Source organism: Methanobrevibacter sp. (genome assembly GCF_045130115.1).
Lineage (GTDB): Archaea > Methanobacteriota > Methanobacteria > Methanobacteriales > Methanobacteriaceae > Methanocatella.
Genome location: NZ_JBGUPC010000019.1, coordinates 17,215 through 40,635, shown reverse-complemented (window position 1 = coordinate 40,635; position 23,421 = coordinate 17,215). Strand labels below are relative to the sequence as shown.

Annotated in this window: 17 protein-coding genes and 2 tRNA genes; 5 read left to right on the top strand and 14 right to left on the bottom strand. The window is 33.2% G+C overall.

What is annotated here, in order from left to right; all coding sequences use genetic code 11:
- Both ACJMML_RS03440 and ACJMML_RS03435 read right to left on the bottom strand, forming a co-directional pair.
- The coding region (locus ACJMML_RS03440) for an alpha/beta fold hydrolase (RefSeq protein WP_405305984.1) at window positions 1-1,010 on the bottom strand (1,010 nt) is incomplete at its 3' end.
- Window positions 1,011-1,015: 5 nt separating this feature from the next.
- Complete coding sequence (locus ACJMML_RS03435) at window positions 1,016-1,459, bottom strand: flavodoxin family protein (protein WP_116592751.1); 444 nt, start codon at window positions 1,457-1,459, stop codon at window positions 1,016-1,018.
- Between the two features lie 99 nt (window positions 1,460-1,558).
- Between ACJMML_RS03435 and ACJMML_RS03430 the strand changes: the two genes are divergently transcribed.
- A complete protein-coding gene (locus ACJMML_RS03430; RefSeq protein ID WP_116592750.1) occupies window positions 1,559-1,978 on the top strand; it encodes a MarR family winged helix-turn-helix transcriptional regulator in 420 nt (139 codons plus the stop codon).
- A gap of 293 nt (window positions 1,979-2,271) precedes the next feature.
- On the opposite strand, the gene ACJMML_RS03425 is transcribed toward ACJMML_RS03430, so the two are convergent.
- Window positions 2,272-2,898, bottom strand: coding sequence for a pseudomurein-binding repeat-containing protein (locus tag ACJMML_RS03425; protein ID WP_405305983.1), 627 nt, complete (start codon window positions 2,896-2,898; stop codon window positions 2,272-2,274).
- Window positions 2,899-3,243: 345 nt separating this feature from the next.
- On the opposite strand from ACJMML_RS03425, the gene ACJMML_RS03420 reads away from it, so the two are divergent.
- The gene (locus ACJMML_RS03420) at window positions 3,244-4,464 is read left to right on the top strand and encodes a hypothetical protein (RefSeq protein ID WP_405305982.1); all 1,221 of its coding nucleotides are present in this window, start codon (window positions 3,244-3,246) and stop codon (window positions 4,462-4,464) included.
- 72 nt (window positions 4,465-4,536) lie between these two features.
- Here the strand turns inward: ACJMML_RS03420 and ACJMML_RS03415 are convergent, their stop codons facing one another.
- Window positions 4,537-5,838 (bottom strand): hypothetical protein, encoded by a 1,302-nt coding sequence (locus ACJMML_RS03415; protein WP_405305981.1) that lies wholly within the window; start codon window positions 5,836-5,838, stop codon window positions 4,537-4,539.
- A 223-nt stretch (window positions 5,839-6,061) separates the two neighbouring features.
- Between ACJMML_RS03415 and ACJMML_RS03410 the strand changes: the two genes are divergently transcribed.
- Both ACJMML_RS03410 and ACJMML_RS03405 read left to right on the top strand, forming a co-directional pair.
- Window positions 6,062-7,849 (top strand): DUF4209 domain-containing protein, encoded by a 1,788-nt coding sequence (locus ACJMML_RS03410; protein WP_405305980.1) that lies wholly within the window; start codon window positions 6,062-6,064, stop codon window positions 7,847-7,849.
- 59 nt (window positions 7,850-7,908) lie between these two features.
- A complete protein-coding gene (locus ACJMML_RS03405) occupies window positions 7,909-9,207 on the top strand; it encodes a hypothetical protein (protein ID WP_405305979.1) in 1,299 nt (432 codons plus the stop codon).
- A 13-nt stretch (window positions 9,208-9,220) separates the two neighbouring features.
- Here ACJMML_RS03405 and ACJMML_RS03400 read toward each other — a convergent pair whose 3' ends face one another.
- From ACJMML_RS03400 to tgtA, 8 genes are all read right to left on the bottom strand, one after another.
- A complete protein-coding gene (locus tag ACJMML_RS03400; protein WP_405305978.1) occupies window positions 9,221-10,159 on the bottom strand; it encodes a DUF1848 domain-containing protein in 939 nt (312 codons plus the stop codon).
- Window positions 10,160-10,345: 186 nt separating this feature from the next.
- Entirely contained in the window at window positions 10,346-11,194 is an 849-nt protein-coding gene (locus ACJMML_RS03395; RefSeq protein WP_405305977.1) for a DUF1848 domain-containing protein, read from the bottom strand.
- Between the two features lie 24 nt (window positions 11,195-11,218).
- Window positions 11,219-12,376 carry a thiolase domain-containing protein gene (locus tag ACJMML_RS03390; RefSeq protein ID WP_296782612.1) on the bottom strand — a complete coding sequence of 386 codons (1,158 nt, stop codon included), beginning with the start codon at window positions 12,374-12,376 and terminating at the stop codon, window positions 11,219-11,221.
- Window positions 12,377-12,388: 12 nt separating this feature from the next.
- Window positions 12,389-13,426, bottom strand: a complete 1,038-nt coding sequence (locus ACJMML_RS03385; protein ID WP_405305976.1) for a hydroxymethylglutaryl-CoA synthase — start codon at window positions 13,424-13,426, stop codon at window positions 12,389-12,391.
- A gap of 145 nt (window positions 13,427-13,571) precedes the next feature.
- Window positions 13,572-13,645, bottom strand: a tRNA-Gly gene (locus ACJMML_RS03380).
- A gap of 12 nt (window positions 13,646-13,657) precedes the next feature.
- Window positions 13,658-13,731, bottom strand: a tRNA-Gly gene (locus tag ACJMML_RS03375).
- Window positions 13,732-13,809: 78 nt separating this feature from the next.
- Entirely contained in the window at window positions 13,810-14,478 is a 669-nt protein-coding gene (locus tag ACJMML_RS03370; RefSeq protein ID WP_405305975.1) for a class I SAM-dependent methyltransferase, read from the bottom strand.
- Window positions 14,479-14,482: 4 nt separating this feature from the next.
- Window positions 14,483-16,462 (bottom strand): tRNA guanosine(15) transglycosylase TgtA, encoded by a 1,980-nt coding sequence (tgtA, locus tag ACJMML_RS03365; protein WP_405305974.1) that lies wholly within the window; start codon window positions 16,460-16,462, stop codon window positions 14,483-14,485.
- 1,732 nt (window positions 16,463-18,194) lie between these two features.
- Here tgtA and ACJMML_RS03360 point away from each other — a divergent pair.
- Complete coding sequence (locus ACJMML_RS03360; protein WP_405305973.1) at window positions 18,195-19,397, top strand: MnmC family methyltransferase; 1,203 nt, start codon at window positions 18,195-18,197, stop codon at window positions 19,395-19,397.
- 8 nt (window positions 19,398-19,405) lie between these two features.
- On the opposite strand, the gene ACJMML_RS03355 is transcribed toward ACJMML_RS03360, so the two are convergent.
- Both ACJMML_RS03355 and glmS read right to left on the bottom strand, forming a co-directional pair.
- Window positions 19,406-21,229 (bottom strand): hypothetical protein, encoded by a 1,824-nt coding sequence (locus ACJMML_RS03355; RefSeq protein ID WP_405305972.1) that lies wholly within the window; start codon window positions 21,227-21,229, stop codon window positions 19,406-19,408.
- A gap of 406 nt (window positions 21,230-21,635) precedes the next feature.
- Window positions 21,636-23,420 (bottom strand): glutamine--fructose-6-phosphate transaminase (isomerizing), encoded by a 1,785-nt coding sequence (gene glmS, locus ACJMML_RS03350; RefSeq protein WP_405305971.1) that lies wholly within the window; start codon window positions 23,418-23,420, stop codon window positions 21,636-21,638.
- Between the last annotated feature and the right edge of the window lies 1 nt (window position 23,421).

Below are 23,421 nucleotides of genomic sequence, written 5' to 3'. Positions count from 1 at the left end.
GTTCCATCCATTACAATGGTCAAACAATCCAAATCCTTAATAATGTCAGTATTGTCGAATTTTCTAAGTTCATCACAAATGGTTTCGGATGTTGCTCCGTGCTTGTAAATGTAATCTTCAAGCATGAAGTCCAATTGTGCGGGACGAACTTCTTTTGGCATTTTTTGAATCATTTCAAGTCTTTTAGCAAAGGCACCGCCCCAGTTTGCATTGCCTGGATCAACAATACACATTCTAACACGTTCATCATAGATTGCGGCTCTAGGCACTAGAAATCCTCCAAAGCTTATTCCGAAAAGTATTATGTTTTCCTCATCTATGCCTTCAAAGTTTTCTAAACAGTAATCGATAATTGGGGTTATTACATTTTCTATATCATGTCTGAATGGAATTCCGTTCATTCTAAGGGCAAATCCCTGACCTGGACCGTCATACACAAGACAGTTTATTCCTCTTTCGAGTGCCTGTCTGTAAACCCATGCAGTATCTTCTGCGAAAGTATCTCTTCCAGGAGTCAATATCATTAACGGTGCATTTTCATCTGCAACGGGAGATTGATAATAATGTGCTGGAAGAAATGAGTCTCCATAAGGGATTTCGATATATTCCCCTGGGAAAGTGGATACTTCTAGATATTTATGATAACAATCCAAACTGTTTTGAGAATACTTGGAAAGTCTATCATCATCAATTGAGTTAAAATACATTAAAGCAATTCTCCAATAGGTTGATGCCCTTAGATATGCACTTTCTTTTGTCACGTTACTGTTGGAGTTTTCTGCTCTTTTTTCAAGTGTTGTTGCCATTTCAGACCATGCATCAATCCATTCTTTTCCTGCTTTGAATTTAGCAACTGTTTCCAGTACTTCCCCTACATCTGCCATTTGCAGGTAGGTTAATCCTAGTGCATGTCTTATCAGTGCATCCTGCAGGACATTGTCGCTGAATTTATCCGCTGACCAGTGGCCTTCAACGCCAACTGACGGCATTTTATTCATCATTTTTTTCATTAATATCACCTCAAATTGTTTTTTATAAATTCACGAGCTTTTCTAAAGTCTTTTTCGTTGGGATGGTTTTTGGCTATTCCACCGATTTTTTCGAAAAATCCATATGTGTCATATCCTCTGCAGCTGAATCCTCCAATGAATTCGCAGTCTTGGGATCTGATTGTTTTTTGGATGCCTCTTGCATAGTTTATGTAATTAATACCGCATGTGTAAACAGTGAAAACCTTTTTGCCGGTCAAGTCAATTTCTGAAGCCAGCTTTTCGATGCCTTTGTGGAATTTATGGAAATATATTCCTGAAGCAAATCCTATTGCATCATAAACTGAAAAATCTGTTTTTTTAGCTTCAGATATTTTTAATAAGTCGATATCATTTGAATATGCCATTACATCTAGAACTTTTTTTGTATTTCCATGATGTGATGAAACATATATTATTGCGGTTTTCATTTTTTATCATCTCGAAAAAATTTTATTTCCTATAAAATAATTTCCTATGAAACTATTTCATAGAAAACTATTTAACAATAATCATATATAAACATTGCTATGGAAGAAAAAAAATTAGGATTCCTAATAGCCAATCTATTCAACGATTACACAAACTACATGAATAGCTATCTTAAAGAAATGGATTTGACATTAAGTCAGACAAGAGTGCTCCTTGTTTTAGCATTGAATAATGGTGTTTCTATAGATTATCTTGCAGAAAAAGCAAACATAGGAAAAAGCAGCGTAACCAAATCTGTGAAGATACTTGAAAAGAAAGGATTTCTGACAAAAGAAATTGATCCCGAAGACAACCGTAGGAAAATCGTTAAAATCACAAAAAAAGGAAAAGAAATACAAAAGGCAGCTCTTCAAATCAATAATGAAATAGAAGAATCAATAATCTCTAAAATAGGTGAAAATGAAATTAAAACCTTAAAAGAACAGTTAATCACATTAGACGAATTAATTAAAAATTAAAAAACAGTAAATAACTTTTTGAAATTTAAATAAGGTTTTGTTTCCAATTGTGTATATTTTAATAATAGTTTGAATATACCTATTAAATATGTCAGAACTAACTAGTGAAGTTTTAAAAGAAATTGTTGAAAAATTACCTAATGATTTTATAGTTGAATTTAAAGATAGAAACGGTTCTACTGTTACTGTATCAGATGATTAACGTTAAGATATCTGAAAAAAAATTAGTATTGAGAACCTACTAAAATATTTGTTAATTTTTAAATAAAAAAGAAAAAGAGTTAACATTAACGTTAACTACTGTATAAATCTGTAAAAATCCAGGATGGATCATAAGCTATAAGATATCCATCTTCACACCAAATGGATTTAACATTTCCTGAAGTTGTATCTGCCACTGCAGCAGGATCTCTATTAATCCAATTACCCCCAGTATGTTTTTTATGCTTTAATCTTAATCTTATATGGCCAGTTCCACTCACACGACATTTAACATGGACAAACTGTACATCATACCCTAAGGATTTGGCTATACGATAATAGACTTGTCCCCAGTCCACACAATTGGAACCTTTACCTGCTTTAGCATCATTAATTGTTTTCTTGTCTGTTTTTTGTGAATCAAAGTATTTGCTGTATAATTTCTTCTTTGCTATAATAGCTAAAGCTTCATCAATTGTATTTCCTTTGAAGTTGAATACATTGATAAATAGCTTCATTGTGGAATCTTTGTAATCTGGAAGTTTAGACATCCTATATACAATAGCTGGAAGTCTTTTATTTGCTCTAATGTAAGCTTCTGTCCTTATGGCCATATCTACATATTCGGCTTTATCAATTTGTTCTCCGTTCTTTAATGTTACATAGTTTGGAAGGAAATCTAAAGACTTGTTATCTTTGATTAAGGCCATTGTATACATTGATACTAGTTTATCGTTTCCTAATTTCTTCGCTTTCTTTTCTATATCGCTACAACTACCTTTTAATGTTAATATTTGGTAATGGTCACGTTTCTTGTACTTCTTTTGGTTTTGGAGTAGCCAGTATGCTATGGAATTCATAGCCTGGCAAAAACTAGTCCAACTAATAGATTTATTATCTGACATATTATATTATTTATATAAACAAGATAATAAATTTGTTGGAATACGACTCTTTCAAAAACTTTGTTGATTTAAAATTTTTTGATGAAAATTAGTTGTGAATTTTTAATTTTATCTAAAAATAGTTAAATTTAATAAATAGGTGGAGTAAAAGTTTTTATCATGCCTAATCAAAAAACAAATACTCCAAATAGTATTTTAGATGTTAAACAATATATATTTTGCGATTCTAATGGAGGATTAGTCCTTTCAGATCCTCGTTTTGTGAAAATTTTTAAATCCTGTCAAAAAGCTCTGAAATCTTTTGATTTAAGTTTTAAAAAGGATGTTCCTTATTTTAAAATGAGTTTAGCTAGGTGCCCACATTGTGGAACTCGTCATGTTGTTAAATATGGTTTTACAAAAAGAACATTAGTATTTAAAGAAATTGGTAAAACTAATGTGAAGGTTCAGCGTTATATTTGCAAACGTTGTGATAAAACATTTCAAACAGATTTAACAAGTCTTGTTGATAAAAACAGCAATTTTACGAATGAATTGAAAAGTGAATCAGAACATTTAATTTCAGATTATCTGGGAAGCTTAAAAAATGTTTGTAAATCATTTAAAAAATTCTTTGGAATCACGATTTCACATCAAACAATTGAAAATTGGCTTTTTGTTAATGAAAACATTTTAGAATTTGATTTAGGGCGTTGCTCGGGTTATTATGTCTTTGATGTAGAATGGATAAAAATCAACGGAAAATGGAAATATCGTCACACATTACTTGATTCTATTTCAAATTGCATCGTAGCCGATGCAATTTACGATACTGAAGATGAAACAACTGTTGAAAAGTTTTTAAGAGAATCTACAGCAAATAAAAATAAAATTGCAATCACAACAGATTTAGATAAAAAATATGCCTCAATTATCCCAAAATTAGGTTTTAAACATCAATTATGTATTTTTCATACTAAAAAAAGTTTAAATAAACAATTAAAAACTTTTAAAGATAAAAATCGTATTTCTGACGAAGAATATCAAGAATGTCACAAACAACTAAAAATAATCAAAGATTTATTTGATTTAAATAATTATAATGAATTCAAAAATGAAGTACAATCTTTAATTTATCGTAAAGATGATTTTCATCCAGTGATTTATAAAATAATCAGAAAATCAATCACTCCACGATATAAAAGCTTCATTTATCACTTAAAAGATAAACGAATTGAAAAAACAAGTAACAAAATTGAAAATGCATTTCAAAAAACAATGCCAAAATCAAGAAAACGAACATTCAAGACCAAACGAGGCGTTTTAAAACGAATCTATCGCAGAGATCTCATTTGGAATGACAATCGCAAAAAGGATTTTGAAAATCAACAAAGTTTTTGAAAGAGTCTCATTATCACATTTTTATTATATTAATTATTATATTATTTATTACTTATTTTATATAAATCTTTATTATATTTCAGTACCGCTTTCGCTAACAATTCTCTCACCGACAGGCTGTTCCTCTTCAAAGTTACTGAGATAATTCTTATAGATTTCATCACCTTCAGCTGAAAGCTCCATGACATATTTAACAACATCATCTCTGGAATAGCTGAAGTAAACATCATAAGTTTCTTTAATGCCCATCAAATCCATTTGTCTTTTTAATAATTCATTGCAGTGCTTTAACACCCATTTCTGGTCATTGGCCACATTAACAATGAAACCTGTAATAGCTGAATCGTTAATGTACTCGGCCACGTTCTGATTAGACCTTTCATTACCTGCCTGAGATTGCGGAGTTACGAAAGTCCTTAAAATATTATTTCTAAAGATTTCAGTCTGTCTAGTATAATCTGACTGGTAGTTGTTACCCCCCAATATTTTAGATTCAATTCCCGGAGGCACAATAGCTACATTACTTCCAGCAGTTGTACCATAATCCGCATACAAGTTTTCTTTAGCAGTGGATGAAAGCTCAGTGATGTATGGCTGGCCGTTAGCATCCATTGCAGGCTTAACTTCAATAATATTATCCTTATTAATTCTCTCTACTTGGTTTCTTTCAAGATTGCATTTGTGATAGATATCATCCAAACAATTCAGGATAATACTTTGAGCTTCAGAATAGATTTCATTATACATAAAGTTAATAACCTCATCCGGCTCATATTGAACCGTTAATGTTCCCTCTTCAACACTGACGAAGTTATTGAACTCTTCAGGACTTCCATTAACAACATCCTTAGGCATTTCATGCAAGTATAGCTGCACTTCATTATCATCATTAAATTCTTTCTTAAGGCCATACCCATGTGCACCAATTTCTAAAAAGATAGGTTTAATATATTTGCCAATATCCTTATCCCATCTCTCTACAGGTTTAATAACTCCCTCACCATCAACCATTCCTCCTTGCAGGATATTTTTAGCAACTTGACTGATGTCGATTTTTCTTGCCCACAAGATCAAAGTCAATTTCTGTTCCGCTGAAAGCTTGTTGTCCTTGTCGACCAGGACAATATTAACATTAGCTTTATCAATTCTATTTTTCAAAATACCTGAAGTATAACCATCAAGCTTAATAGCATACCTGGCATTAGCTATAGTTTTATTAATCACTGGAGGAAGAGCATCAATCAAATCCAATCCAGTATTGATTCCATCAGTTCTAGGCTGCCTTTCATCCTCACCCCAATAGCTACGCTTGGTGTTGTACTGTTCTACTCTATTATTCAATAATCTGGTTTTAATATAATCAGTAATTCCCATAGTAATCATTTCACATTTTTTATTATATTATTTATTATATTTTTTATATAAAATATATAATAAAATTAATGTAAACTTTCCGGACTTTTTGTAAAAATTAAAGTTTAATATCAATTAATTATTTGGGCAAGCAAAACTAGTTTAATTAACATAATTGAATAAATTATTAAATAATAAAACTATCTTTCATCTTGATAACTTCTATGTCTTTAATGGTGATATTATGGAAAAACTTAAAAATTTAGAAGATATGTATGAATTAATGGAAACAATAAATTCAAGTAATTATTCAAATATTAAAGAAAAGATTAATTCATTTTTAAAAGAGACAATTAATGAAGAAAATAAAAAAGCCATTAAGTGTGAACATACATGTTTGGAATTTAGAATAATTGATGCTAAGGTTGACGGAGTATTCACTATTGAAAATAATGATGGAAAAATGGTTACGATTCCTAATCTAGATAATCTATCTGAAGAAGATTTTAAATACATTGAAAATAGAATGAATTCCGTTAATAATAAGTTCCTTAAGTTTAGATATTCAGCCATATTATGTAATAAATATCCTCATATTGATAAAGCCAGAATATGTTCAGATTCATCTTTTGAATTTATTAATGATGTGGAAAATGAGATTATTGAAAATAAATCAATCGATAGTTTTTATGTTACAACAATAATTAATTCCTATAGATTTTCATTTAAATTTGGGTATAATAAACTCCGAATTAAAAATAAAATAATTGAAATTATCAATAATGAAAATTATTGGAATAATGAGCTTTATTTAATTCCATGTAAATTAATTCAACATATTTTAGATGAAAAAAAGAATTTCAGGGATGTAGACAATTTAAATACAATTTGTTGGAATATTTATGAGAATATTAGTTCAATAAATCCCCATGGAGCTATTGATGTTCTTGAATTGGGTGAGAAAACTGATAAAAACTCACAATACAATTGGAGATTAGAAATTGGTAAAATGTATGAATGTCTCATGAATCAGAATGATAATGCAAATATCAAGGCGGATTTCTGTATTTTAGCTAGTGAAAATTATAAGAAAGGTGGTGCAAATTCAGAAGCAGAGTCATTATTAAAACAATATGAAACATTTTCTGCAGATTTTCAATATTTCAAACATTCTGAAGAAATAGAAAATTATTCTGAAATAATGGATGGTATACTTGATTATGCTGACCGCATTGTTGAAAATTGTAGTTCTTATGAAATTTTACAATATTTGATGAATGATCCAGAATTAACAAAGCATCATAAAGGCGGCTTAGAATTTGTTGAAAAATCCAAGAGAGATTTTCCTTTATTGCATGCTGTTTCAAAAAGTTTACGCGACAGAAATGGATTTGTCATTGAAAAAATCGTATCGGATGAAGAAAAAGATAATCATGCGGTCATGGAATATTATTCACGAGGTATTTCAATTTTTTATTTGCCTTTCATTACACGAATAATCAATACTGCATATTTTAAAGGAAAATTATCTCCAAAAATTGTTTTACAATTCCTAAAAGAAGAAACTTGGTTGGGTTGGAGTGAAATCCCAAATGTGGGTGAAAATCCGTATTTCATGATGATTGTCCCAATAATTAATAATTATTTTTATGAATTGGAATTAATTTATTTGTATAATATCCCACAACCTAACTTTATTTTAACTATTGATTCATTAATTTTAAAAATTGAGGGGATGCTTAAATTAGTTTACAGTATTGATAATGTTATTAAAGAACCAACCGGAGATGGGGCAACTCAGGATAAATCTTTAAATAAGCTATTGGAATATGGAACTTTTGATTTAATTTCTGAAGACGATCTTTTCTTTTTAAAATATTTGCTAATAGATAAATCTGGACTTAATTTAAGAAATAAAGTGGCGCACTCTTTAATGAAAAAAGGAGATTATTATTGGGGTAATGCAAATTTATTGATTTTAGCATTGCTTAAAATATGTGCATTTAAATTAAATTTAAAAAGGAATGATTAATAAGTAGACTGGTGAATTCAAATATTATTTTCCAAAATTAAGATTTATGGGTGGCAGTTATGGGCATTGATTATAATTTTACAATGAATGAGGAAATCGGTGAAAATTTAGTAAATCTAATTGAAAATCCGGAGTATACATTAAAAAATTTTGTTTATGATTTAATCATAGAACCTGATTATTCATTAAATGAATTTTCCATATCTGATGATGAATTAAGTGAAGTATTATTGAAGTTTGTTGAAAACAATAAACTCTATTTTCCAAAATTTAACACAAAAACTAATAATGTTCAAGAAGAATTCTTAAAGTCATTTGAAGAGCATTATACTACTTTAAAAAAAGAGCGTGAAAAACAAATCATGATTGCGACTAATAATCTCCCCATTGATTTGATTAACAATTCATTAAATGATTTTATGAGGGTTTCCGATCAAATTATGCGAATATATGATTCTCCAATAATTAATCAAGCCGTAGAAATGATGAGTCTTCAAAGTCAGATGTTAGCCCCATTTATATCTCAAGTTGATTTATTTGTTAAAATGATGCCCCCAATTGATTTAATTAAAAAGTTAACCTTAACAACTGATGCATTAACTAGAGTTCATGAAAGTTTTAATTTAATTAATTGGAATCAAATTAATTTAATTGCAAATGCCGCTATGCAAACCTTTGCAAATCTTAATTTAAATTTAATCATTATCGAAAAAGAGATATTTGCAAGAGAATTATATTCATGTGTTTGTGAAAGTGATGATGATTGGATAAAATCTGTTTTCTCATTAAATTTTATAAGAAGAATAGTTTTTGATGATTGGTGGATTATTCCAACAATAGATAAGGAATATTATGAAGAATTATCTAAAAGTGATGATGAAAATTTTAACCAATTCTTCTTAAATAATTATTATGATGATCCTAATTTAATAATAGAAAAAGTTAATGGTTGGAGATTATCTGATATTCGAAGAACTATTATTGAACAAGCTATATTTAATTATATGCATGGAAAATATGAGGCGGCTGTAATTATTCTAACATTGCAACTTGAGGGAATATTAAGGGATGAATTGGGTGTAGATAAAATGTTTGGAGGCTTAAGAAAATCTTTAGAAAATAAGTTAAATCAATGTACTAATGATGATTCATGGAAAAAATTTTTAAATAAAGTTAATGTAAAATTCATTTCTGAAATATTGAAACCTTTAGGTGACAACATAGATTTTAAAGAAGATATTGGGTTAGTGAATAGAAATGGAATAGCACACACAGGAGTTGTTGATGCGAATCAAATTGTCGCTTTGAGGTTGATTTTTATAATAGATACTTTAATTTATATAACTAAAAATCTTTAAGTTACCAATAAATTTAAAAATCAAATAAAGTAGTTTGTTTTGGTTCAATATATTTTATTACTTCAGTATCTGTTAGTTTGTCATTTTCTTTAAGGTGTCCTAGCAACAACGGTGATTTCTCATCATGCAATTTTATAACATTTTTTGGAATTTCAGGTTTTCGATTAGCGTAGCAATATTTACATTCACTTAAACAGGAATTATAAGCCCCTATGTCTCTTGATGGAATACAATGACAATTTTCCCTAATCCCTGTTCCTTTAACATTTTTATAAACTACACCATGAGCCTGTTCTAGTATTTCACGAGTGGTGCATCCTGCAGGATGAATGCCATATTTTTCATAGCTTTCATTTGTTGCACAGGATTGTGTATAAATATTATATCTCCCTGATATCTCACCAATCCCTTTCAATAGCTTCACTTTATCTTCCTCAGTAAGCGGAATTATTTCAGGCAGGTTCTCTTCAACTTTTTTGTACATATCAACAAAGCTGAATATGCATCTGTAAACTAATGGTGAGATCTTTTCGGCCATATATTCAAATGTTTCCAGATGTTTTTCAACTGTGTATTTTTCAGTCAGAAGTATTGGATCATATCTCCAGAGAATCTTATTGCTGCCAACAATATCAGATAATCGTTTCAACGTTTTAATAGATTGATTTATTGTTGGGACTTTAGGTTCTATGTCCTTGCTGTATGCAGTAATTGTGTAGTTGCACAATATATTGTACTTTTCATCAATGTCACCTATATGTTTTAGTATGGGTTGGTAGTTTTTGGAGCAGAACAAAAGACAATCAACATCTTCAGGCCTTAAGCTTAACTTGTATACATTCTCCCTTGCAAATGGATTTCTTGAATATGCATATCCTTCACTAAGCCTATTCAGTAGCCATGGAGTGTAGTAGTTTACTATATCTGTTCTTCCGCCGACGTTTATTATCATGTTATCACTTACTATATCTGGTGACATTAACATTTCTTATTTGTGTTTTGACCAGCATCATACAGCCAATTCTGATAAATAATAACTGTTCAAGACAACATTTTTATTTTTATACATTCACTAATGTTTTTATTTTATATCTGAATATATGTTAAAATTCTACGATTTGAACGAATTTCCAAAACTTTAATTACTGAGGAAAATAAAATTAGTATCTGTAGTGAGAGAAAAGTAGTAGATAATTTCGTTACTATTGGCATAACAGTATTTGCATCCATGCATGCAAGTGTTATATAATCCAATATCTCTTCCCATTAAACAGTTGCATTCACGATTCTGGTATTTTCCTTTAGGGACTATTAGATTATTTCCAATAGCCTTTTCCAGCACCTGCTGAGTCATGCATCCTGTTGAGTCAAAGCCGAATTGGTCAAGCAATGTTCCTTCAACACAGGTTTTCATCTTAATGCCATACTCTGCAGCAATCTTCGCAAAATTTTCACCAATAACCAAACGTTCTTCAACTGTAACCTCCCTGGCTTCAGGAAAATTCCTCAATACCTTCTGATACAAGTCAATGAAGCTTATTGTGCAGTCTGAAGTGTATTCATGCAGTTCAGATGCCATCTCCTCAAACTTTTCAATGTGAAAATCAAGATTGTACTTTTCAGTTATGAAGATTGGATCATATCTCCAGGACACTGCACTGATTCCTACAGTCTCGGACAACTCCTTAAATGTTTCTATAACTTTTTTATAATCGGGAACATTAACTTCTATATCTTTATCATAAGGATTTATCGTTGTAAACCAAAACTGATTATAATCGGAAAGCTTATCCAAATTTTTTACCAGGGGCTTCGGATTTTTAGAACAGAAACAGATGACATCAACAGTCTTAGGATTAAAATTATACTTATAGATCTGATTGTTGTATGGGTTCTTGCTAAAAACAAAACCTTCCTCAATCCTGTTCAGGAACCATTTTGAATAAAAAGCGGGAATGTCAGTCCTTGTGCCCGTATTGAGTATCATAAAAAAAGAAAAAGTAAAAGAGATTTATAAATCTCTTCCGAAAATGTGTACAGCTGCAGTACCACCGGTACCACCGATGTTGTGGGTCATACCGATTTCTGCACCGTCAACTTGACGTCCACCGGCTTCTCCTCTGAGTTGCCATACGACTTCAGCAGCCTGAGCGATACCTGTAGCACCTAATGGGTGTCCACGTGCCTTAAGACCACCGGAAGTGTTGATTGGGAAATCACCATCAATTTCGGTTTGTCCTTCTTCGATAGCTATTCCTCCTTTACCTTTTTCGGCAAATCCTAAGTCTTCAACTGCTAAAAGTCCATTGATGGAGAAACAGTCATGAACTTCAGTCAAGTCAATATCTTTTACGGTAACTCCTGCCATTTCATAAGCTTTTCTGGAAGCTACTTTTGTAGATTCAATGGTAGTGATATCTTTTCTGTCGTGTAAGGTCATAGTTCCAGAAGCTTGTGCAGAAGCCTTTACATAAATTGGAGTGTCAGTGTACTTTTTAGCATCTTCAGCAGGAACCATTACAACTGCTGCTGCTCCGTCAGTTACAGGGGAACAGTCAAGAAGTGTTAATGGGTCTGCAACCATTGTTGAATTGATTACCTTATCAACAGTTACTTCAAATGGGAACTGTGCATTAGGGTTTTTGGATGCGTTCTTGTGGTTTACAACTGAAAACTGTGCCAGTTGTTCACGGGTAGTACCATATTCGTACATGTGCCTTTTTGCAATCATTGCATATAATGATGGGAAAGTAGCACCTTGTTGAGCTTCCCATTCCTGATCTGATGCTGTAGCGATAGCTGGTGTAGCATCAACCACATCAGTCATCTTTTCAACACCTGCAGAAATTACAACATCATGGAAACCTGATGCAACTGCCATGATTCCTTGCCTTAATGCCAATCCTCCTGATGCACAAGCAGCTTCTACTCTTGTGGTTGGAATTGGATTAAGACCTACGTGGTCGGAAATAAGTGCTGCAATGTGTTCTTGTTCAACAAATAGTCCTGAAGACATGTTTCCAACAAACATTGCTTCAATGTCGTCACCACCAATATCCGCATCTATTATAGCTTTTAAACCAGCTTCAGCAATTAAATCTCTAAATGAGGAATCCCATAATTCACCAAATTTTGTCTGTGAAACTCCGATAATAGCAACATCTCTCATATTCAAGCCCCCTTACATTTTAATTTTACCTTTGAATTTAGCATACACAGCATAATCAACATAGGTTTTTTGTTCAATGATACTTTGTGTTTTTGGAGCTAATTCTCTTCTTTCTTCAATTTCATCTTTAACAGTTATTGTAAAACCGTCACTTCCGGCACCTGAACCATATGAAATAACAAATATGTTATCACCAGGTTCTGCCACATCTAAAATGTTAGATAATGCCAATGGTACGGCACCTGAGTAAGTGTTTCCAATGTTAGGAGTCAATAATCCTTGTTTGATTTGTTCGGATGTGAATCCTAATTTCTTACCAGCCCTCAAGTAGAATTTACCGTTTGGCTGGTGGAAACATGCATAATCATAATCTTCAGGTTTTGAATCTGTTTCTTCAAACAACATTTTTGCTGCGCTTAAAACATGCTTGAAGTAAGCAGGTTCACCTGTAAAACGTCCACCGTGAGATGGATAAGGCTGACCTTCCCTTCTGTAGAAGTCAGGAGTGTCTGTTGTAAAACTGCATGTATGGTTGATGTCTGCTATTGTGTTTTCCTTACCGATGATATAAGCTGCCCCTCCAGCAGATGCAGTGTATTCCAAAGCATCTCCAGGTGCACCTTGTGAGGTATCTGCCCCAATAGCCAATCCATATTCAATCATGCCAGATTCAACTAATCCCATAGTCATTTGAATACCGGCTGTTCCTGCCTTACATGCGAATTCCAAATCAGCAGCAGTTAATTTTGGAGTTGCACAAACCGCTTCAGCTACAATGGAAGCAGTCGGTTTAACTGCATATGGATGTGATTCAGAACCAACATAAACAGCACCGATTTTTGACGGATCAATTTGAGCTCTTGCTAGAGCATATCTAGCAGCAGTAACTGCAATGGTTGCAGTATCTTCATCAGGAGAAGGTACGGACTTTTCGTTAACGACCAATCCATTTGATATAGCAATAGGGTCATCTCCCCATACTTTAGCGATTTCTTCTACCTTTATTCTATATGATGGCACATGTGCCCCATATCCTACTATTCCTACCATTAAATCACCTTAAATTATAATCTTGAACTAAATTAAAAATCAATTTAATTATTAATATTTTATTCTTATTATTATATAAAAGTAACTAAAAATAAAGCATTTTTAAACAAAAAAAGATTTTTAAAAAAAAATAGATAAATCGAGATGCAGTCGCCGGGATTCGAACCCGGGTTGTAGGCTTGGAAGGCCCAAGTAATAACCAGACTATACCACGACTGCATATGTAAAAAGTGCGCCGTCCGGGACTTGAACCCGGGTCACTAACGTGGCAGGCTAGTATCTTAACCAGACTGGACTAACGGCGCATAAAAACTAACAACAAATAAACTTATGTTTTAATGTTATATAAAGTTTTCGTTGAAACATGAAAAAATAGAAAAAAATTAGATTTTTATTGCAGTAATGCAAATCCAATCATTTTCTTCATCAATAAATGCCTTAAAATCCTTGAAACCTGTTTTTTCAAGGGATTCCTTCAAAACATCCTCAGAATAGATTTTCATATCCAACAATTCAACCAGATCATCATACTTTTCCATTTCGCCTTCCCTGTAAACCGCTTCGTTACAGAAAAAAACCAAACCTCCTTTCTTTAAAACCCTATTGACTTCTTTGAGGTCATTGATAAAGTCCGGCCAGAAATAAATTGTTTCAAAACCGGTGACAATGTCAAATGTTTCATCATAAAAAGGCATGTCTGAAACTGATCCCTGCAATACATTGACTATTCCTTTCTCGATTGCATCCCTGTTTAATCCGATGGATTTTTCAACGCTGACTTCAGAGTAGTCAATTCCAACGACCCTTCCCTCATCGGATATCTGTGCAGCAAACCTTTCTATGTTTCTTCCACCGCCACAACCAATATCAAGAATTTTTGAGTCTTTTTGGATGTCGAAATGGGTTACACCCCACTGAGCCATGCTTTCATGGGACTCGTTCATTCTGTCAAGTATCTGATGGCCCAGCTCGCCAACAGGTTTTCTTGCATTTTTAATTAGCTCTTTATCTTCAATATGATGGCCCGTATTTACCTTATCGTTATCGCTCATAATATCACTTTCCCATTCCCTTACGGGTTTTGATGGCCTGACCTGTTTTGAACTGTCTGATTTCACATGCCCCGAGAATTGCCTTTCCATAGGCAAGGAGCTGGTCCTGCTCATTAACGATTAAAACCTCATCATTGGAACGTATGTCCTCATCACATTCAACTACAAACTTGCAGAATACGCTTTTTCCGTCAAGCGCAAATGGTTCGGAGTCCTTGTTGACAACAACCCTGTTTTTCGGGTAGGGCATTGCATTGTGAAGCCTCTTTGCACCTTCCTTTGAAAGAATCAGGTATGAATCTGATGCCCTCATATTCACAATAAGCACCTTGCCGTCATAGATGTGTCTGATTTTGCCAGTTTTCTTACTTTTTTCTATATTGATGTTGCCTTTAAAGAGCGCTTCGCCGGCTCCAGGACCAAACTGGTAATCTGCAATTGCCTTGACCTTCTTGACATCATCCTTTTTATACCTGATTTCATCTGAAGATATTGATTTGTTATATAGTCCGATTTCAAGGTTCTTGATAACCCTCGAATGAATCAGGACCTGCTCATAGTATTCCACAAATTCATTAAGGAAATCCTCCAAAAATTCTATGCTGTCAACATCACGGGTTTTTGGAGCGTCATTTTGACTTAACGGATACACCTCATCAATTTCCAATGGTATCAATCCGAACGGTATGTCCAATACCATGAAATCTGTATTTTCCAAATCTATTTCCTGTTCGGACCCGTAGATATAGAATTCGCCAAGCTTTCCGGAAACGAATTTTGAGTATGGCTTTCTTGTTGGAGGCAATATAACCAAATCACGTTTTTTAGGCATTTCACGAAGCTTCTGCATGTGCCTTAGGACTTCAGGTCTGCAAAGGGATTCGGGACCTGTGTAGAAGAATGCTGATTTTTTGCTTCTAGGTTCATACTTTTCCAAATCCTGTGTATAGTTTCCAAGTTGCCTTTGGGCTTCGAGAAGTGCAGGGTGGGCTCTGCATCTTTCTTCGACAAGTTCCATCAGGTTGCCGTCATAGATTGCCTGTCTGATTAATCTTAACTCTGCAAAAGAGACATGCAAGTTATGTTGAGCAATCAAATCTCTTCTTTGCTCTTTAGGCATTGCCCTTAAGTCATCAGGAGTGTATTTGGTACACACTTCACAGGAACATGGCATTTCCTGAAGGTTTTCCAATTTGAATGTTCCCCTAGTTGAAAGAAGCCTGTCATCTTCCGCATATAGGATATAAGCTGCTGAATCGAAAAGGTCACAACCCATTGCAACGCACAATGCGAATATCATAGGATGGCCCGCTCCCATCAGATGGCGCGGAACTGTGTCTGAAAGCTCTTTCATTGAATTCATCACCACATCAACAAGGTCCTTGTAATGATATGACTCCATCAAAGGCACAACAGCACCGATAGGATACAAATCGGCATCGAGCTTAGATAATTCCCTTGCACATTCCCTTCTTAAATCCAGGAATGTTGAGCCCTGAACGACTGAATTCAAAAGCATTTCCATATTCTGCTCTTTTTTATACTCAATGGCTTCACGAGCCCTTTCAAGTGTGATTTCCATGTCGCTTTCCGCTTTTTCCCTGTCTACAAAAGGGGCGGTCGGAATATCCAGGCTTGTTCCTATATCTGTTTTGATCAGTTCCTGAAATTCGATTACTTCCTTGTTTGTTATCTCCACATCCCCATAAACTGACAATTGAAAAGAGCCTGAATCAGTCATTATCGGCCCATCAAAGTTGATTAGCTTATGCAAACCTTCTTCCACAGCCTTTTTCTTCAAATCAGCATCTTTATAAATCAAATAAGCGTTAGTGATTACGATATCCGCACCGTATTTGCCTACATCCAAGGCCTGTTTTCGAGGATGAATAACAGGCATCAATGCAGGAGTCTTCACATCACCATGTTTGGTTTTTAAAACACCTACACGGCCTTTTCCATCTTTTGCTTTAATCTCAAACATTTACTTAACCTTTAAAAAATTCGTTAAAATAAGATTTAAATTAGAAATTATATAAATTTTGCTCATAAAAGACTTTAAAAATGATTTGAGTTTGAAAAAAAATAGTTTTCCTGAAAAATTGATTTGAAAAGAAAAAAAGAAAAATGGAAGGTTAAGTTAAACTTAACCCGAATGATGTGCTTTGTTTTACCATTTTCTTTTTAGGTTTTAAAGGGCGTATTTACGGGTTCTAATAGATTTCTTATTATTTTAGTGTTATGAAATACCCATAGGGAGATTTACTTTAAATGTCAGATTTTAAGCATTGGATATTCCATCCATGTCACGGCATAGATCAATTCCCATTTAAACCAATTTTGAAATTAGGCGTGTTATTATATCCAATTAGGTGTGACAGATCTATAACTTCCACAAACGCGTGAAGTTACCGAATCTTGAATTATTGAGGAAATGTTGTTTAAATCAGGAATATCACTTTTTATCATAATTGGAGAAATGAATCATAAGGCATATCCTGTAAAGGAGATTTAAATGAAATCTATTAAATTTTCCATCAACACATTTATCATCATCATAGAAACATGCGTTTTGATAAATTATCAGGATTCCCCACCCCTCATTCGTACAAAGTCGAATTTTCAGTATATGTTACGACAACCCCAAAATATTGTAAAAAATTTTTCAATAAATTTATTGAATAAGTACAATACTTGAGATTGACAGTTATTATTATGAAATAACTATTATATAAATGTTTTTATTCAAAAATAAGCAAATATTTAGAATTAATAAGAAAAATAAGCATTTTTAGACGAAAAATTAAATGGCTTAAAACGGTTCAAATCACCTAATTCAAATCCAGAGCAAATGTATTTCAGCTCAATGTCTCGAAACCAAACCATATCAAATAAGATTATATCCGGCTTAATAAGATTAAATATGGTTCAATAAACTTATTTTAAATAAAATATTACAAAATAATACTATTTTAATAAAAATATTAAAAATTTATCGTTTATTAAATGAAAAAAGAATGGAAAATAGAAAAGATTGTAAAAATTCCCAATCTCTAAACAAAGGAAAATCCATGAGTATTTTTAAAAATAAGTCAAAAATAATATAATTTTGAAATAAAATGATAGACACAAAATGATTGGCACCAGCACTCAAGAAAACCAATAAGTGCAATTTAAGCCCTTTTAATCAAAAATGACTCAAATAGAACTTTTTATCAAGAAATTCAAGCGTAAAATAGAATTTAATTTTAAAGGTAAAACATGAGCAATAACGCTGAAATTGAACTTGATTTATGAAAATACTCATTTTAAAGCAATCAAATATTTAAAAATTAAGTGAAATCGATGCGAAATATCCTTTTAGAGCAATATATTTAAGAATTTAAATACCGTTCTGCCAATATTACACAAAATTATTTTTCATGCCATTCATTCAAATTATTAAAAAATGACAAAGAGCGATAGCTAAATTTAAAAAATGAAATAAATAAAATCGATTAAATATGCAAAAACCTGAAATTAATGCCGAATAAGATAAACAGGTTAATTTAGACCATTTATTAAAAATGTTTTAAGAAAACCATATCCCAGCTAGAACAACAAATGAAAACATCAATGAAACAATTCTACCTGCAATAATATCACAACATTGCGGAAATGACTTCTGAAATAACCAAATATTTAAAGTTTCTGTAACCAAAAATATACTTGATAAAATGAGTTATGAAAACAGTGCTAGAATAATCAATGACGATATTTTTGATTTGGTAAATGAAACTTTTCGTCAAGAAAAAAGTAGTCGAAATAATGAATGGAGGCTCAATTTTTTTGATACTTATAACAAATACTTTGTTTTAACCGATGATGGATCCTATTCTATCAACTCTAAAGAAATAAATCACAAAGTTGAAACGCTACATACATCTACAGGTGCAATAAGTGAGTCATTTGAAAAATTTATCAAGCCGATGAAATTCAATTATGACGAAGACATAGCCATTCTTGACATATGTGCAGGATTAGGCTATAATTCATCAGCTGCAATAGCTGACTTCATGAAAAATTCAACTGCAAATCTTACAATAGACATGGTTGAAATATCAAAGGCAACACTTGCCTGCGGACTTTTGGTGCCTTCACCAATTCCCGAACATGACATTACCAAAAAAGCAATTGAAAACGAGTTGATAGCACAGGAGTATGCGACATTAAGTTTGGAAACAGGAGAAATTCCTGAAAACATGAATATAAATGTATTCATTGAAGATGCAAGGCAAACCGTCCAGAATCTTGATGACAATACTTACGATGCAATATTTTTAGACCCATTCAGCCAGAACATGGCTCCTGAACTGTTTTCAGTCGAATTCTTTAAAGAGTTCAGACGCCTAATCAAGGATGATGGAATAATTGCAACATACACCTCCTCAGCACCAGTAAGGGCAGGATTCATTGAAGCTGATTTTTATATAGGATTAGGTCCGATATTTGGAAGAATGCAAGGGGGAACTTTGGCAAGTCCAAATCCTGAAATGCTTGATTGGTCACTTCCAAAAAATGATGAGATAAGAATAGCCCTCTCAGATGTTGGAATTCCATTTAGAGATCCTGGATTGAATAACTCCAGTGAATATATTCTGGATTCAAGAACCGAAGAAAGGCATAATGCTCGCCACAACACCAAAATTTCATCAGCCGTCAAGACACCAATATTTCTGGGTCAGGAAATGGATGATGAAAAACTAAAAAGGCGGGTTGAACGCAACCTCAGCAAAATGAATATTCCATCAACAACTTCGGATGAAGCATATTACATAGTCGAAGTTGAAAATGACTACTCAGAAAAACAGGACCGCGAAAACAACTCCACAAAAAGAATTTTAAATATGAAAAAAAGATTAAAAAAAGTAAAAAAGTGAACTTTTGGTTATCTCACAAAAGTTCCGGATTTAAGCAAGTATGCAGCTTCTTTTGAAGATTTTACAGGACCATATACAACAGTCAACTTCTTAGGATTGTTATATATATGTTCCAGACCGAATACTGAGAAATCAGCATCACAATGATCACAGAAAATCATACCTTCAGTACTTCCAGGCTCTCTTCTGCCGGTAGCGGAGAAAATGCCCACTTCATCATGTTCATTTCCTGCCCAAAAGACATCCCAGTACAAATCATGACTGCCACAGTACGGACATGTTCTTTCAAATTCAGTCATATACCATGTATAACCGTATTTTGACTCTTCACCCGGTGCAGATGGCCTACCAATTGCCAATATGGTTCTTCCATCAGCAGAAACACCATATTTACTATAAGACACAGACATTCTGTCCTTTACAACAGAAATCTGACGGGTTAGCTTATATCCAACATCTAAATCTTCACATACAACCTTATATTTTCCAACAGGGAACTTGAAGTCCACATGTGCTTTACCCTTAGAATTTGTTTTAACAACATGGCTAACGCCATTTAATGTGATTTTCATCTTGGTATTAGCAGCGACTTTACCACTTTGCTTATAAAGGGTTGCATAGAATGCTGACTTCTGATTTTCAATAGCTCCGATGTTACGTGCTTCTATAGATGCCAATTTAACTGTGACCTTTTTCTTTAAGGAATAACCAGTATAAGGATCAACTGACCTGAATACATATTTTCCTTTACTTAACTTAAATTTGACAGTTGCAACACCTTTAGAATCTGTTGTTACCTTCTTTTTAGAACCATCAACATAAACTGTCATCTTCTTTTTAGAAGCCAAATCACCGTTAGGCTTATGAAGGGTTACTTTAAACTTGGAAGTGGTTCCAGTAAAGACAGACATTGACTTTGCAGACAATGGGGACAACACAGTAACAGTCTTGGTTACTTTTTCACCAGTAGCCGGATTAATGGAAATCATTTTAAAAGTTGAAGGAGCAGAAACAATACTAATTTTTGCTACACCCTTTGAGTTGGTCTTTACAGTAAAGTACTCACCATGAGCATAGAATTTAACATATTTCTTGCTTAAAACTTTACCATCTTTTCCATAAAATTTAGCTTTGAACTTTTCAGAGCCTTTATAATATTTCTTCAAATCATATGCAACAACAGATGATTTGACAATTATCTTATTGGAAATCTTATACCCATTTGGATGGACTGCATAAACTACATAGTTTCCGACTTTTAAATATTTATCGAAAGTAGCTACACCTTTTGAATTGGTCTTTTTAGTATAGGTTTTGCCCTTAAAAATAAATTTAACATCAGTATTTTTTAAAGGAGTACCGTTTGAATCCAAAAAGGTTGCAGTGTAATGAGTTGAACTCTTAAAAGTCTTTGTAATATCCTTTCCAATTATGACCGGCAATACCTTAATGTTATTATTAATTGAAATATTGCCGAAACTAGCGGATATCACATAAGTCTTCGGATTTAAGTCAATCGGAAGTGAAACTTTACCATCTTTACCGGTAGTTAACACATGAGTAACTCCGTTCAATGTTAAGGAAATGTTAGCTCCCTCGACAGGAACATTTCCATCAGATAAAGTTACCTGATAACTTGAATCACCTTTATAATACATACTTACATCGTCACCAGTCAATGAATAGTTCTTATCATCAGTCTGATCGACGACATCTTCATCAGCAGATAAAACTCCTACATCACCCGATGGAGGTTCTTCATCCACATCACCAGCAATAATGTCATCTGTTGAATTTGAGTCAGCAGCAACAACTGCTGATATAGACAACATAAATACTAGTGTCATTAAAACTAAACTAATTTTTTTATTAAACATAACGTTAACTCCATTTAACATTTGTTCTTATGTAAGTATTAAAAGTTTAAGGTATAAAAAGCTTTTGATTTTTAAAAAAAGCATAAAGAGTTTTAATTTTGAATAAATAAGTCTAAATATTTTTATAATAGCTATAAAAAGGTTAAATTAATTGAAATTAATATCAAAAGACTAAATCCATTTAAAATAGAAATATTTTTAAAAGATATTAATAAAAGTTACAGTCAAATGCACAATTCCATTGAAAATAGATAAAACAAAGATTTTAAAAATTTATGAATAAATTAAAGATTTAAATGATTTAAATTTAAAAAAAAATAGATATTAATAGCTTAAATAATATTTAAGCCATAAATATAAATTATTCTACAGTCACACATTTTGCCAAGTTTTTAGGCTTATCAGGGTCGTGACCTTTCTCAAGAGTGATATAATAAGCCATTAACTGCAATGGAACAATATAAACCAATGGCGCAATAATCTCTTTAACATCACTATTTATTGCAATGACTGCATCAGCTTTGGCTTTTAGAGATTCATCATCATCTGACCCAATAGCCAGCACATTGGCACCACGAGACTTAACTTCTTCCAAATTGCTCATTGTTTTTCTATAATTATCACCAGGAGGAATTACAACAACAACAGGAATTCCTTCATCAATCAAAGCCAAAGGACCATGCTTCAGTTCTCCAGCCGCATAGCCTTCACCATGAATGTATGTAATTTCCTTGAGCTTCAATGCACCTTCAAGCGCTGTAGGATAAGAATATCCTCTTCCCAAATAGAAGAAGTCACGAGCATAGTTATATCTTCTAGACAACTCCTCAACCAGATCAACATTTTCCAAAGTTTCATCAATGAAATCAGGAACATTATCAAGCTCCTTTAAAAGTTCTGAATTTTTGGAAATCAATGCTGCGAATAAATAAATTGCAGTCAGTTGAGCAACATAAGTTTTGGTTGCCGCAACACCAATCTCCGGACCTGCCTGAGTTTGAATGACATGTTGGGCCCGCCTTGTAATGGATGAACCCGCAACATTAACGATACCCAAGGTCATGGAAGTTTCATTGGCAACATCCAAAGCCTTTAGGGAATCAGCGGTTTCACCGGATTGGGAAATGAATATGACAAGGGTCTTTTCATTCAATGTATTTGCGGAATACTTAAATTCAGATGCAAGAATCACATCGGTAGGAATGCCTGCAAGAGACTCTATGAGATATTTTCCTGTCAGTGACGCATGATAAGAAGTACCGCATGCAACAAAACAGATTCTTTGAACATCCCCTACATCGTCAATGATTTTCTGGATATTGTCCCTTTGTGTCAATGTATTTCTAACAGCAATTGCCTGTTCGTTAATCTCCTTTATCATGAAGTGGTCATAGCCTTCTTTTTCGGCCATTTCAGGTGTCCAGTTAATGGTGTCTATTTCCTTGTTGACTACATTGTCAAATTCATCATGAACGACAACACCATTCCTGTCTAAAATGACTATCTCGCCTCTTTCAGGATATATTATGTCCCGGGCATATTTTAAAATTGCCGGAGAGTCTGAAGCCAAATAATATCCGTCTTCACCTATTCCAACTATCAGAGGGGAATCCTTACGTGTTGCAACAATTTTATCAGGCTCATTAATTGAGATTGCTGCAATCGCATAAGCCCCTTCAATAACATCAATTGTCTTTCTGACTGCATGTTCGAGGTCGAACTTTTCAGCCATGAACTTCTGAATCAAATGAGGAATTACTTCAGTATCGGTGTCTGACTTGAATACATGACCTTCAAGAATCAGTTTCTCCTTAATCTCAAGGTAATTTTCAATAATTCCGTTGTGAACCACTGCCACAGTGTTCTCCTCATCGACGTGAGGGTGTGAATTGAGCTTTGATGGGTCCCCATGTGTTGCCCATCTCACATGCGCTATTCCAAAGTTTCCAGGCATGTCTGTAAGATCCAATTTCTTATCCACTTCGGCTATTTTTCCCTTATCCTTTTTTATATGGATTTTATCTTCATAAAAGGTAGCCAAACCTATGGAATCATATCCCCGATATTCAAGCTTTGATATACAGTCAAAAAGAATAGGTGCTACATCCCTATCCTCCTTTAATATACATCCAACAATTCCGCACATC